Source organism: Bradyrhizobium sp. WD16 (assembly GCF_024181725.1).
Classification (GTDB): Bacteria; Pseudomonadota; Alphaproteobacteria; order Rhizobiales; family Xanthobacteraceae; genus Bradyrhizobium_A.
This window is the reverse complement of record NZ_CP028908.1, coordinates 5,680,289-5,693,744: the sequence shown is the minus strand read 5'-3', so window position 1 is coordinate 5,693,744 and position 13,456 is coordinate 5,680,289. Positions and strand designations below refer to the sequence as shown.

Genomic DNA, 13,456 nt, shown 5'->3' with positions numbered 1-13,456 from the left:
GTCGCCGGTGCCGCCGGGGGCGGGGCACAATTCGCACCGCCCGGGCTCTTCCTCAACACGTCCTTAACGTCGCTGCTGCTATCAACCGATCGGGACCCCATGGGCGTTCCCGGCACGCACGACCGGATTCCTCGAACTATGGCACTAGCTGCGCAGTCACTCGAGCGCCTCAGGGACTTTCTCGCACAGCTTCCGCCGAAGTCGCAGGCGCTGCTGATGCGCGAGTTCGAGCGTGCGGTCGAGCGCGGCCAGGACGTGGCGGTGGCGAGCCTGGTGCTGGAGCAGCTGCGCCTGGTCGTGCGCGCCACCGACAGCAATGAGCGGCAACGCTCCGAAGACCCCGCGCGCCTGGTATTTCGCCCGCTCGAGCCCTTCCTGGTCGACACCAAGGCGGCGTTGCGGCCGGGCCAGATCCGGCGCGTGTCGCTGAACCAGATCTGGAACTGGCTCAAGGGCGAGGCCATCGTCGGCGAAGTCGCCGAGCTCGATGCCGCCTTGCGCAGCGGCCCCGCCGCGACGGTGGAGCAGGCGACGCGCAAGGTCCAGCTCGCGGCGGCGAATGCGATCGAGCAGGTCGCCTCGACGGGGCGTGGCGCCGACCAGCGGGCGTTGAGCCGGGTCGGCGGGCCGGCCGTGGTCGAAGACCTGGCGGCCACCGCGGTGGTGCTCAAGAATCGCGAACCGCTCGAGAGTTTCTCGGCGCGCATTGCCGGCAACGTGCGCAACCTCGCCGAGTCCCAGCTTGCCGCGGTGCAGGCGGCGATGAACGTGCCGTCGCTGCAGACGGCCGAGGCGCTGCCGTTTTCGCTGTCGCTCCTGATCCAGAAGCTGGCGTCGCCGTGGCAGGTGATCCGCCTTGCGGTCGCCGTCGCCGGTTCCGACGACGAGATCCGCGTCGCCGCCACCAATTACGGCGTTGCCGTCGCCATGGTCATCCACGATCTGTCGGAGCTGGTGTCGGAACTGCGCACCGACATGAAGCAGGGGCGGCTCGAGAGCCTGTCGCACCGGCTCAAGATCATCCATGACGGGCTGCGCGGCCTGCGCACCGAACTCGACATCCGCAACGAGTCCGCCTGGGGCAAGCGGCTCTCCGCGATCCGCGCCGAGATCTCCAACATCCTGCGTGCCGAACTCGAGGGCGTGCCGGGACGGGTGCGGCGGCTGTTGCGCCAGCGTCCGGACAAGGACATCACCGCGGCCTCTCGCCTCGATCCGACCGAGATCGAGGAGACTGCGGCGCTGATCGATTTCGTCGCGGTCTGCCGTACCTACGCCAGCGAGCTGGCGATCAACGAGGTGACGCTGCGAACCTTCTCGGATCTGCAGCAATACACCGAGGCCGCGACCCAGGCCCTGGTCGAATCGCTACGCGCCAGCGACCCCAAGACGCGGCCGTTCCGCCAGATGCAGGTCGATGCCGCCATCCGTTTCTGCGACGTGCTGTTCGGCCACGACTATGCCGCCCTGATGCGCAAGGCCGCCGATGTGGCGCTCTCCGGCGAGCGCAAGGCCTCCCGCGCCGGTTAGTTGCCCGCCTGCCAGTCGCCGGGAACCTTCAAGGCGCCCCAATTGTGCTCGCCACCTCCGGTAAAGACCTGAAGGGGACCGCGCCAAATCGCAATTGCGCGGGGGGTACCAGCCGTGGTGTAACCCGGCCATTGTGTGCGGCTGTCGTGCCTTCGGATCCGGGCCGAATCCCGGCGTAAGTCTTTCATGTCACTGTGGTTTATCCTTGCCTTGATGACGGTCGCCGCGGTCTTCGCCGTGCTCTGGCCGCTTGGGCGAAGGCCGGCCAAGGTCGGTGGCGGCAGCGAGTCGGTGGTCTATCGGGACCAGCTGGCCGAAGTGGCGCGCGATCAGGCCGCGGGGCTGATCGGCGCGGCGGAGGCCGAGGCGGCGCGCGCCGAGATCGGGCGGCGGCTGTTGGCGGCGAGCGCCGCCGAGAGCGGAGCTTCGTCGGCGGCCACGTCGCGCAACCTGCGGCGTGCGGTCGCGCTGGTGGCGCTGATCGGGCTGCCGTCTCTGACCATCGCGACCTATCTCAGCCTCGGCTCGCCGCAATTGCCGGACCTGCCGCTCGCCGAGCGGACGCGCCAGCAGGCGACAACGACGGCCTCGCTCGACGCCCTGGTGGCGCAGGTTCAGGCTCACCTGGAAAAGAATCCGGGCGATGCCCGCGGCTGGCAGGTGCTTGCCCCGGTGCTGATGCGGCAGGGACGCTATGACGATGCGGTGCGCGCGTTCCGCAATCTGATCACCTCCGGCGGCGAGACGGCGGATCGGCATTCCGATCTCGGCGAGGCGATGGTGGCCGCCGCCGGCGGCGTCGTCACCGCCGATGCCAAGGCGGCATTCGAACGCGCCGCCGCGCTCGACGGCGGCGACGTCAAGGCGCGCTATTTTCTCGGCCTTGCCGCCGAGCAGGACGGCCGCACGGCCGAGGCCGCGGCGACTTGGCAGGCGCTGCTGGCGGGCGCGCCGCCGAGCGCGCCGTGGCGGCCGCTGGTCCAGGCGGCGCTGGCCCGTGTCGGCGGAAATGCTGCGCCCGGGCCGAGTGCGGCGGACGTCGCCGCCGCCAAGAACATGCCGGCCGGCGACCGCGACACCATGATTCGCGGCATGGTCGATCGTCTCGCCGCGCGCCTGAAGGACAATGGCGACGACCCCGAGGGATGGCTGCGGCTGGTTCGTGCCTATATGGTGCTCGGCGAGACCGACAAGGCGAAGGCGGCGCGGGCCGATGCGCGTCAGGCGCTCGGCCGCGACGCCGCGCGGTTGCAGAAGCTCAACGACGGCTTGAAGGATCTCGGCCTCGATGGGTAGCGCGTGACGACGACGCGGCAAAACGACAGGCCTGAGCCTTCGCTCCGATCCGATCGGCGCCAGGGCGGCAGGCGCAGGACGCAAGGCGAAGGAGTGGGCGGATGACCCGGAAGCAGCGGCGTTTGACCATGATCGGCGGCGCGATCGCGGTGCTCGCGGTGGCAGCGGCGCTGGTGCTCAACGCGCTGCGGGATTCCATCGTGTTCTTCTCGACCCCGTCGATGGCCGCCGAAAAACACATTCCGCCCGGCAAGCGTTTCCGTCTCGGCGGCCTGGTGCAGCCGGGCTCGCTGGTGCGCGGCGACAACCTCGCGGTGAAGTTCGAGGTCTCCGACGGCAAGGCCGATCTGCCGGTGGCCTACAAGGGCATTCTTCCCGACCTGTTCCGCGAGGGCCAGGGCGTCGTCGCCGAGGGCGCGATCGATGCCGGCGGCGTGTTCCGCGCCGACACCGTCCTCGCCAAGCATGACGAGAACTACATGCCCAAGGAGGTGGCCGATGCCCTCAAGAAGGACGGTCACTGGATGAATGATTACGCCAGGAAGGGCGTGACGGAGGGCGATGCCGCGAATGCATCGGCGACCAGCGGCGCGAAGGGCGCCGGACCGACCGCGGAGGCCACCGCGAAATGATCGCCGAGGCAGGCCATTATGCATTGGTGTTGGCGCTCGGTCTGGCGCTGATCCAGGCGAGCATTCCCGTCATCGGCGCCCGCTGGCGCGATCCGGCACTGATGCAACTCGCGTCGTCGACAGCGCTGGCGCAGATGCTGTTCGCCGGCTTGGCCTTCGCCGCGCTGGTGACGCTGCACGTCACCTCGGATTTCTCGGTGGCGAACGTCTACGAGAATTCCCACTCGATGAAGCCGCTGCTCTACAAGGTGACCGGCGTCTGGGGCAACCACGAGGGCTCGATGCTGCTGTGGGTGCTGATCCTGGCGCTGTTCGGCGGCCTGGTCGCGGGCTTCGGCACCAACCTGCCGGCCTCGCTGAAGGCGCTGGTGCTGGCGGCGCAGGCCTGGGTGGCGACCGCGTTCTATCTTTTCATCCTGATCACATCGAATCCGTTCCTGCGTCTCGCCAATCCGCCGATCGAGGGCCGCGACCTCAATCCGGTGCTGCAGGACATCGGCCTCGCCGTCCATCCGCCGCTGCTCTATCTCGGCTATGTCGGCTTTTCGGTGTCGTTCGCCTTCGCCATCGCGGCGCTGATCGACGGCCGGATCGACGCCGCCTGGGCCCGCTGGGTGCGGCCCTGGACGCTGATGGCCTGGATATTCCTCACCCTCGGCATCGCCATGGGATCGTACTGGGCCTATTACGAACTCGGCTGGGGTGGCTGGTGGTTCTGGGATCCGGTCGAGAACGCCTCGCTGATGCCCTGGCTCGCCGGCACCGCACTGCTGCACTCGTCGCTGGTGATGGAAAAGCGCGAAGCGCTCAAGGTCTGGACCATCCTGCTCGCGATCCTGACCTTCTCGCTGTCGCTGCTCGGCACCTTCCTGGTGCGTTCGGGCGTGCTGACCTCGGTGCATGCCTTCGCCAATGATCCGCGCCGCGGCGTCTTCATCCTGCTGATCCTGTGTTTCTTCATCGGCGGCAGCCTCGCGCTCTATGCCTGGCGGGCGCCGGCCCTGAAGCAGGGCGGCCTGTTTGCGCCGATCTCGCGGGAAGGGGCCCTGGTCCTCAACAATCTGTTCCTGACCACCGCCTGCGCCACCGTATTCGTCGGCACGCTCTATCCGCTGATTCTCGAGGTCCTGACCGGCGAGAAGATCTCGGTCGGAGCGCCGTTCTTCAATCTCACGTTCGGGCCGCTGTTCCTGCCGCTCCTGGCGGCGGTGCCGTTCGGGCCGCTGCTCGCCTGGAAGCGCGGCGATCTGCTCGGCGCGGCGCAGCGACTGATGGTGGCCGGCGGCATCGCCCTGTTCACGGCCGCGATCGTACTCGCCGTCAGCCGCGGCGGCGCCGTGTTCGCGCCGCTGGCGATCGGACTAGGTGTCTTCGTCATCCTCGGCGCGCTCACCGACTTCGCCGAGCGCATCGCTCTGTTCCGCGCGCCATTTTCCATCTCGCTGCGCCGCGCCGGCGGACTGCCGCGTTCGGCCTGGGGCACCATGATCGCCCATGCCGGCCTCGGTCTCACCCTGATCGGCATTGTCTGCGAGACCACCTGGAGCAGCGAGTACATCGCGACCATGAAGCCGGGCGATGTCGCCTCGATCAGCGGCTACAACCTGCAACTGGTCGATCTTGGCGAGCGCCAGGGACCCAATTTCCGCGAGATGATCGGCCGCTTCACGGTGGCGACGGGCGCGGGCCGCGCGATCGGCGTGATGACGCCGTCCAAGCGCAGTTTTGCCGCGCGTGGCTCGGCGACGACGGAAGCGGCGTTGATGTCGCGAGGCTTCAGCCAGCTCTACATTTCGCTGGGCGAGGCCACCGCCGACGGCGGCATCGCCGTGCGCATCTATCACAAGCCGCTCGTTCTGCTGATCTGGCTCGGCGCGGTGGTGATGGCGATCGGCGGCGGCCTGTCGCTCTCCGACCGCCGCCTGCGGGTGGGGGCGCCCAAGCCGGCCAAGGCGGCGCGCGCCCTGCAACCGGCGGAATGACGATGCGGCGCACTGCCTTGTTTCGCCCGCTGTTCCGTCTGCGCCGCGGCCTTGCCGCGGTGCTGCTGGTCGTTGCGCTGGGCGCGCCGTTCGCGGCGCGGGCGGTCCAGCCCGACGAGGTGATGGCCGACCCCGCCAAGGAAGCGCGGGCGCGAGCCCTGTCGCGCGAATTGCGCTGCATGGTCTGCCAGAACCAGTCGATCGACGATTCCGATGCGTCGCTGGCGCGCGATCTTCGCCTTCTGGTGCGGGAGCGCATCGCCGCCGGTGACACTGACGCCAAGGTGATCGATTTCCTGGTGGCGCGCTATGGCGAATTCGTGCTGCTCAAGCCGCGCTTCGACAGCCACACCCTGTTGCTGTGGTTGCTGCCGCCGCTGGTGCTGCTGGCGGGCGGGGTGTTCCTGTGGCGCCACGGCCGTCGCCGCGCCCCGCCAGAGGCCGATTCCGCTGCGGTCGCCGCGAGCCGGCTGACCCCCGAGGAAGAAGCCAAGCTGCGCGAATTGATGGCGGAACAGCCGCCGCAGAAGGGCTGAGCCGCCACGGCCGGACAGGGCTTCGGCGCAACCGCTCCATTACGAAAGATTAATGCCGCCGACAGGGCGCTGTAAGGGCGGCAGCCCCATCTTCAGTCATGCAGCAGGGCGCAGCGCCCTCGAGAAGGCTGGAGATTTGCATGACCGAACGTTCGCCCGACCTGTCCTCCCCGAAGACCGTGCCGTCGGCGCGGCGGCCCCTGCTTGCGGCTCGCCGGCTCGCCTTGATGGCGTCGGTGGTCGCGGGGCTCGGCATCGCCGGCTACGGTCTCGATGCGGCGTCGCCAAACAATTCGATCCTCGGTTCCGCGGCGCATGCCCAGGTCAATACGGCGGTGCGCAACGTCCAGCAACCGGTGGGCTTCGCCGACATCGTCGAGCAGGTGAAACCGTCGGTGATCTCGGTCAAGGTCAAGATCAACGAAAAGCTGTCGTCGAATGACGGTGACGACAATCCGTTCCCGCCCGGCTCGCCGATGGAGCGATTCTTCCGGCGCTTCGGCGGTCCCGACGGAATTCCCAACCTGCGTGGTCCGCACGGCCGCGGCGCCGTCACCGGCCAGGGCTCGGGCTTCTTCATTTCCGCCGACGGCTTCGCGGTGACCAACAATCACGTGGTCGACGGCGCCGACAAGGTCGAGGTCACGACCGACGACGGCAAGACCTACACCGCCAAGGTGATCGGCAAGGACCAGCGCACCGACCTCGCGCTGATCAAGATCGACGGCCGCACCGACTTCCCCTTTGCCAAGTTGTCGGAGAGCCAGCCGCGGATCGGCGACTGGGTGCTCGCGGTCGGCAATCCGTTTGGCCTCGGCGGCACCGTGACCGCCGGCATCGTCTCGGCGCGCGGCCGCGACATCGGCAACGGCCCCTATGACGATTTCATCCAGATCGACGCGCCCGTGAACAAGGGCAATTCCGGCGGCCCGGCCTTCAATACCGCGGGCGAGGTGCTCGGCGTCAACACCGCGATCTATTCGCCGTCGGGCGGCAGCGTCGGCATCGCCTTCTCGATCCCGGCCGCCACCGTGCAGTCGGTGGTCAAGCAGCTCAAGGAGAAGGGCTCGGTCAGTCGCGGCTGGATCGGCGTCCAGATCCAGCCGGTGACGCCGGAGATCGCCGACAGCCTCGGCCTGAAGAAGGCCGAAGGCGCGCTGGTCGCCGAGCCGCAGGCCAGCGGGCCCGCGGCCAAGGCCGGCATCGAATCCGGCGACGTCATCACCGGGGTCGACGGCAAATCGATCAAGGATGCGCGCGAACTCGCCCGCACCATCGGCGGCCTTGCCCCGGGCAACAGCGTCAAGCTGTCGCTGCTGCACAAGGGGCAGGAGAAGACGGTGACCCTGACCCTCGGCGAACTGCCGAACACCATCGAGGCCAAGGCCAAGCCGGATGACGACAGCGACAGCGGCGCGAGCAAGGGCACCGAGTTGCCGAAGCTCGGCCTCAACCTCGCGCCCGCCAACTCGGTCGCCGGCGCCGGCAAGGACGGTGTCGTCGTCACCAGCGTCGATCCGCGCGGTCCCGCGGCGGAGCGGGGCCTCAAGGAAGGCGACGTCATTCTCGAAGTCGCCGGCAAGGCGGTGCAGAGCCCCAACGCGGTGCGCGAGGCACTGGCCGACGCGCGCAAGGAGAACAAGAACAGTGTGCTGATGCGGGTGCGCTCGGGTGACGGTTCGCGTTTCGTGGCGCTGCCGCTCGACCGGAGCTGACCGCAAACGCGTCAGTATCGAGTTAGGGAAGAATCGCCGGCAATGTCGCCCCCGCCGACGGTCCTTTCCGGGGGACGGGCCATCGGCCCGTCCCCACCATCACCTTCCGGTGGATACAGCCCCCCTCTGTCGGAAGGACCCGCGGGCGGCGAAGCGTTCCCCCACTTCGCCGCCCGTCCCCTTTTCAAGAGGGCGCCCCATCGGGCGCTCAACGGGCGCTTGCATGGGCGCGAACTGCGCGCCATGGTGACCGGAGCCTAACATCGTGACTTCGTCAGACCCGGTCCCGACGTCCGACGTTGTCCGGGCCGCCATCCGGACCTCCGCCCCTTCATCATCCGACAATCAACCATCATCGAATGCGCATACGCCCGGCACACAGATGCGGCTCCTGATCATCGAAGACGATCGTGAATCGGCGGACTACCTCGTCAAGGCATTTCGCGAGGCGGGACACGTCGCCGATCATGCTGCCGACGGCGAGGAGGGGCTCGTCATGGCCGAGACTGGCGATTACGACGTGCTGATCGTCGATCGCATGCTGCCCAAGCGTGACGGCCTGTCCGTCATCGGCAGCCTGCGCGGCAAGGGCAACCGGACGCCGGCGCTGATCCTCTCGGCGCTCGGCCAGGTCGACGACCGCGTCAAGGGCCTGCGCGCCGGCGGCGACGATTACCTGCCGAAGCCCTATTCCTTTTCCGAACTGCTGGCGCGGGTCGAGGTGCTGTCCCGGCGCAACAGCGGCCCCGCCGAGGAGACGGTCTACCGCGTCGGCGATCTCGAACTCGACCGGCTGTCCCATCGCGTCAGCCGCGGCCAGGACGAACTGACGCTGCAGCCGCGGGAATTCCGCCTGCTCGAATACCTCATGAAGCACGCCGGCCAGGTGGTGACGCGCACCATGCTGCTGGAGAACGTCTGGGATTACCATTTCGATCCGCAGACCAACGTCATCGACGTGCACATCTCGCGGCTGCGCTCCAAGATCGACAAGGGCTTCGAGCGGCCGCTGCTGCACACCATTCGCGGTGCTGGGTACATGATCCGTGACGGCCTTCGGTAAACTGATCCGAACGACGGCGTTCCGGCTGACGCTGTTCTATCTGTTCCTGTTCGCGCTGTTCGCCGCCTTCCTGCTCGGCTATTTCGCCTGGAACACCCGGCGCATGGTCACCGAGCAGATCACCCAGACCATCAATTCCGAATTCATCGAGCTCAACGACGAACTGGCGCGCGGCGGCCTGCGCGGCCTCGTCTACGCCATCGAGAGCCGGGCGCTGCGGCCCGGCGCCAATCTCTATCTGCTCACCACCTCGACCGGCCAGGCGGTCGCCGGCAATGTCGGTTCGCTCGCGCCCGGCGTCATGGGCCAGGACGGCTGGGCCGAGACCTTCTATCGACGCCTCGACGAGCAGGACAAGGTCGAGCACCGCGCGCTGGTCCGCGTCGGCCAGGTCGGCGGTTTCCGCGTGCTGATCGGCCGCGATCTCGAGGAGCGGCGGCGGGTGTTCGGCATCGTCGCTTCCGCCGCGCAATGGTCGCTGCTGATCGTCGTGGTGCTCGGCCTGCTCGGCGGCATCTTCGCGGCGCGGCGGGTGCTGCGGCGCATCGACGCCATGACCGGAACGACCCAGCGCATCATGGCCGGCGATCTCAGCGAAAGGCTGCAGGTCGGGCGCAGCGGCGACGAGATCGATCGTCTCGCCGAGAACCTCAATGCCATGCTCGAGCGCATCGAGGCGCTGATGGCCGGTCTCAAGGAAGTGTCCGACAACATCGCCCACGACCTCAAGACGCCGCTGACGCGGTTGCGCAACCGCGCCGAGGAGGCGCTGGCAGGCGGGCGGAGCGAGGCCGATTACCGTGCCGCGCTGGAGCGCACCATCGAGGAATCCGACGGCCTGATCCGCACCTTCAATGCGCTCTTGATGATCGCGCGGGCCGAATCGGGACAGGCGCGCGACGACATGGCCGATTTCGACGCCGCCGACGTCGCCCAGGGCATCCAGGAGCTTTACGAGCCGCTGGCCGAGGACAAGGGCCTCACCCTCGCGGTCGAGACCGAGCCCGCGGTGCTGCGCGGCAATCGCGAACTGATCAGCCAGGCGCTCGCCAATCTGGTCGAGAATGCCATCAAATACGGACAGCCGCTCCACCGCGCCGAGACCGGCGCCGGCGCGGCGGCGCCGGACATCCTGATCGAGGCGCGGCGTGACGGCGAGGAGGTGGTGATCGGCGTCACCGATCATGGTCCGGGCATTCCGGCCGCCGACCGCCAGCGCGCGGTCGAGCGCTTCGTGCGCCTCGAGGCGAGCCGCACCCAGCCGGGCTCGGGCCTTGGGCTCAGCCTCGCCGCGGCGGTCGCAACCCTCCATGGCGGCGAGTTGCGTCTCGGTGATGCCGGGCCGGGCCTGAAGGCGATGCTGCTGCTGCCGGCGCACCGGCGCGGCGAAGTGGCCGCGCCGGTCGCGGCGCCACGCGAAATTCAGCCGCGGCCGCAGGATGGAACCGCGGTCAGTCCGGCGTGACGGAGGTCATCGGAGATCACGCGTGACAGCGGCGTGACGGCTGCCGCTGCGTCACGGCGACGCTTGCATTTGCAGGCAGGCTGGAAGACAACTCGGCCATGACTGGTCCCGCGATGGGCGCCGCGGATGATTCCTCCCTGGCTGCGCGTTTCGTCGGCGCGCCGTATCTCGGTGACGCCGAGGCGGCGCGGCGACGGCTGTCCGAGTGGCTGACGGAGATCGCTCCGGTGGAGGCCGCGGCGATCGAGGATGTGCTGGCACGCTCGCCGCTCGCCCGGACGATCCTCGAGGCCATCGCCGAAGCTTCGCCCTATCTGTTCGACCTGTTGCGGGCAGATCCGCTCCGCGCCCGCCGCGTGCTGACCGCCGATCCCGATCGCCGCCTCGAGCGCCTGATCGGCGACACGGTTGCCGCCTGCGCCGCCGCCGGCAGCGAGGCCGAGGTGATGGTGGCGCTGCGCCGGATGAAGTCCGAGGCGGCGCTGCTGATCGCGCTCGGCGACATCGGCGGGGTGTGGCCGGTGATGCGGGTCACCAAGGCGCTGACCGAGGTCGCGATCACCGCCGTGCAAAGCGCGCTGCGCTTCCTGTTCGCCCAGGAGGCGGCGCGCGGAAGGATCAGGCCGCGCGACGCCGAGCGGCCGGAACAGGACAGCGGTCTCGTCGTGCTCGCCATGGGCAAGATGGGGGCCGGCGAACTGAACTATTCCAGCGACATCGACCTCATCGTCTTCTTCGATCCCGAGGCGACCAACCTCGATCCCGACGTCGAGCCGCAGCCGTTCTTCGTGCGCCTGACCCAGGCCATGGCGCGCATGCTGACCCAGCGCACCGCCGACGGCTACGTCTTCCGCGTCGACCTGCGGCTGCGTCCCGATCCGGCCTCCACGGCGGTGGCGATCTCGACCGACGCCGCGCTCAACTACTACGAGCGCGAGGGACGCACCTGGGAGCGCGCGGCGATGATCAAGGCGCGGCCCTGCGCCGGCGACCCCGCCGCCGGCGAGCGGGTGATCGGCGATATCGCGCCGTTCGTCTGGCGCAAGCATCTCGATTTCGCGGCGCTGACCGACGTCCACGACATGAAGCGCCGGATGCAGGCCTTCAAGGGCCACGGCGAGGTTGCGGTCGAAGGCCACAACGTCAAGGTCGGCCGCGGCGGCATCCGCGAGATCGAGTTCTTCGCCCAGACCCAGCAGCTGATCGCCGGCGGCCGCCATCCGGAATTGCGGGTGCGGCCCACCCTCGAGGCGCTGCAGATCCTGGCCGCGACCGGCTGGATCGGCAAGGGCGCCCATGCCGAGCTGGAGAGCGCCTATCTGTTCCTGCGCCAGGTCGAACACCGGCTGCAGATGATCGCGGACGAGCAGACCCACAGCCTGCCCGAGGAGCCCGAGGCGGTGGAGCGCTTCGCCCGCTTCTTCGGCTATGAGAGCCGCGACGCCTTTTCCGCCGACCTCGTCGGCCATCTCGGCCGCGTCCAGGAGCACTACAGCCGGCTGTTCGAGAGCGAGCCGGCCGCCGCCGCGGCGCAGCCGGCGATCGATTTCGCCGCCGGCCCCGATGACATGCATCTGCTCGGCCATCTCCTCAAGCTCGGCTTCAAGCAGCCGCGCATGGTCGCCGAATGCACCCGCGTCTGGCTCGCCGGCAGCTATCGCGCGCTGCGGGTGGAGACGACGCTCGCCGCCTTCAGGGAGTTTCTGCCGGGGCTGATCCAGGGGCTGTCGCAGGCCGAGGATCCCGATGCCGCGGTCGCCGCCTTCGATCGCTTTCTCCAGGCATTGCAGCGCGGCGGCCGCCTGATCACGCTGCTCGGCCAGAACAGCGAACTGGTCGGGCTCGTCGCCATGATCCTCGGCGTCGCGCCGCGGCTCGGCGACATGCTGGCCCGCCAGCCGCAGATCATGGACGGGCTGATCGATCCGCGCTTCTTCGGCGGCATGCCCGACCGCCGCGAGGTGTCCGAGCGCCTCGCCGCGACGCTGGCGGATGCCGGCTCCTACGAGGAGTTTCTCGACCGCCTGCGCCTGTACGGCCAAGAGAGCCTGTTCCTGATCGGCACCCGCATCCTTTCCGGCACCGTCTCGGCGCAGCAGGCCAGCATCGCCTTCGCCGATGTGGCGGAAGGCATCGTCCGCACGGTTCATCGCCTCGTCGGCGAGCAGTTCGCCACCCAGTATGGCCGGATCAAGCACCAGGAGACGGCGATTCTGGCGATGGGCAAGCTCGGCAGCCGCGAGATGACGGCGGCGTCCGACCTCGACCTGATCCTGATCTACGACTTCGACGAGGCCGCGCCCGATTCCGACGGCGAGCGCTCGCTGCAAGGCGCGCAATATTTCGCGCGGCTGACCCAGCGGCTGATCAGCGCCTTCACCACCCGCACCAATTACGGCGTGCTCTACGAAGTCGACATGCGGCTGCGGCCCTCCGGCCGCGCCGGGCCGGTGGCCTCGCGCATCGATGCCTTCGCCGTCTACCAGGACGAGGAGGCCTGGACCTGGGAGCACATGGCGCTGACCCGCGCCCGCGTCATCTCGTCGTCGCCGGCGCTGCAGCAGCAGGTCGAGGCGGTGATCCGCAAGGTGCTGACACGCCCGCGCGACCAAGGCATCACCGCGCGCGACGTCGTCGAGATGCGTCACGCCATCGCCGAGGAGAAGGGCGAGAGCGACGTCTGGGATCTGAAATACTACGCCGGCGGGCTGGTCGACATCGAGTTCATCGCCCAGTACCTCCAGCTCGTTCATGCCGCCGAACACCCCGACATCCTCAGCGTCTCGACGCTGCAGGTGCTCGATCACGCCGCGCGGCTCGGACTGCTGCGGCCGGCCGACGCCGACGTGCTGCGCTCGGCGGCGCTGCTCTATCACGATCTGATCCAGGTGCTGCGGCTGTGCGTCAGCACCAAATTCACGCCGGCCAGCGCCGGCGAGGGGCTGCTGCGGATGCTGGCGCGCGCCGGCGACGCGCCGGACTTCTCGGCGCTGGAGGCGCAGGTGGTGGAGATCGCCGCGGATGTCCGCGGCATCTTCAACGACGTGCTGGGGATTGCGACCGAGCGGCGCTAGTGTGGCGTCTCGCAATTGCCTGTGCCCTTTGCGGCAAGCCCCTGTAGGCAATTGCGAGACATATGCCACACTAGCTTTTTGATTTTGCTAGTGTCCCGATGTCTCCGAATGACCGTGCGAGGGTGAGGCAAACGAAGCGGTAATTCGGAGACGGGACACTAGT

Annotated in this window: 9 protein-coding genes; all 9 read left to right on the top strand. The window is 68.7% G+C overall.

What is annotated here, in order from left to right; translation table 11 throughout:
• Positions 1-138: 138 nt before the first annotated feature.
• The 9 genes from DB459_RS26275 to DB459_RS26235 all read left to right on the top strand — a co-directional run bounded on the left by DB459_RS26275 (position 139) and on the right by DB459_RS26235 (position 13,293).
• A complete protein-coding gene (locus DB459_RS26275; RefSeq protein ID WP_253710108.1) occupies positions 139-1,530 on the top strand; it encodes a hypothetical protein in 1,392 nt (463 codons plus the stop codon).
• Between the two features lie 186 nt (positions 1,531-1,716).
• Positions 1,717-2,826, top strand: a complete 1,110-nt coding sequence (gene ccmI, locus DB459_RS26270) for a c-type cytochrome biogenesis protein CcmI (protein WP_253710105.1) — start codon at positions 1,717-1,719, stop codon at positions 2,824-2,826.
• Positions 2,827-2,927: 101 nt separating this feature from the next.
• Positions 2,928-3,458, top strand: coding sequence for a cytochrome c maturation protein CcmE (gene ccmE / locus DB459_RS26265; RefSeq protein WP_253710101.1), 531 nt, complete (start codon positions 2,928-2,930; stop codon positions 3,456-3,458).
• Positions 3,455-5,440, top strand: a complete 1,986-nt coding sequence (locus DB459_RS26260) for a heme lyase CcmF/NrfE family subunit (RefSeq protein ID WP_253710099.1) — start codon at positions 3,455-3,457, stop codon at positions 5,438-5,440. Before ccmE ends, DB459_RS26260 begins: the two co-directional genes overlap by 4 nt.
• Before the next feature lie 2 nt (positions 5,441-5,442).
• Positions 5,443-5,976: a cytochrome c-type biogenesis protein gene (locus DB459_RS26255; protein ID WP_253710096.1), complete on the top strand. Its 534-nt coding sequence runs from the start codon at positions 5,443-5,445 to the stop codon at positions 5,974-5,976.
• A gap of 140 nt (positions 5,977-6,116) precedes the next feature.
• A complete protein-coding gene (locus DB459_RS26250; RefSeq protein ID WP_253710094.1) occupies positions 6,117-7,691 on the top strand; it encodes a Do family serine endopeptidase in 1,575 nt (524 codons plus the stop codon).
• Positions 7,692-8,073: 382 nt separating this feature from the next.
• Positions 8,074-8,754, top strand: a complete 681-nt coding sequence (locus tag DB459_RS26245; protein WP_253710046.1) for a response regulator transcription factor — start codon at positions 8,074-8,076, stop codon at positions 8,752-8,754.
• Positions 8,738-10,219: a HAMP domain-containing sensor histidine kinase gene (locus tag DB459_RS26240; protein ID WP_253710041.1), complete on the top strand. Its 1,482-nt coding sequence runs from the start codon at positions 8,738-8,740 to the stop codon at positions 10,217-10,219. The genes DB459_RS26245 and DB459_RS26240 overlap by 17 nt, the downstream gene beginning before the upstream one ends.
• Positions 10,220-10,317: 98 nt before the next feature.
• Complete coding sequence (locus tag DB459_RS26235; RefSeq protein WP_253710035.1) at positions 10,318-13,293, top strand: bifunctional [glutamine synthetase] adenylyltransferase/[glutamine synthetase]-adenylyl-L-tyrosine phosphorylase; 2,976 nt, start codon at positions 10,318-10,320, stop codon at positions 13,291-13,293.
• Positions 13,294-13,456 lie beyond the last annotated feature (163 nt).

What these genes read in the sequence shown, in the direction of transcription:
- DB459_RS26275 (WP_253710108.1), top strand. Translation starts at nt 139, where the DNA reads ATGGCACTAGCTGCGCAGTCACTCGAGCGCCTCAGGGACTTTCTCGCA.
- ccmI (WP_253710105.1), top strand. Translation starts at nt 1,717, where the DNA reads ATGTCACTGTGGTTTATCCTTGCCTTGATGACGGTCGCCGCGGTCTTC.
- ccmE (WP_253710101.1), top strand. Translation starts at nt 2,928, where the DNA reads ATGACCCGGAAGCAGCGGCGTTTGACCATGATCGGCGGCGCGATCGCG.
- DB459_RS26260 (WP_253710099.1), top strand. Translation starts at nt 3,455, where the DNA reads ATGATCGCCGAGGCAGGCCATTATGCATTGGTGTTGGCGCTCGGTCTG.
- DB459_RS26255 (WP_253710096.1), top strand. Translation starts at nt 5,443, where the DNA reads ATGCGGCGCACTGCCTTGTTTCGCCCGCTGTTCCGTCTGCGCCGCGGC.
- DB459_RS26250 (WP_253710094.1), top strand. Translation starts at nt 6,117, where the DNA reads ATGACCGAACGTTCGCCCGACCTGTCCTCCCCGAAGACCGTGCCGTCG.
- DB459_RS26245 (WP_253710046.1), top strand. Translation starts at nt 8,074, where the DNA reads ATGCGGCTCCTGATCATCGAAGACGATCGTGAATCGGCGGACTACCTC.
- DB459_RS26235 (WP_253710035.1), top strand. Translation starts at nt 10,318, where the DNA reads ATGACTGGTCCCGCGATGGGCGCCGCGGATGATTCCTCCCTGGCTGCG.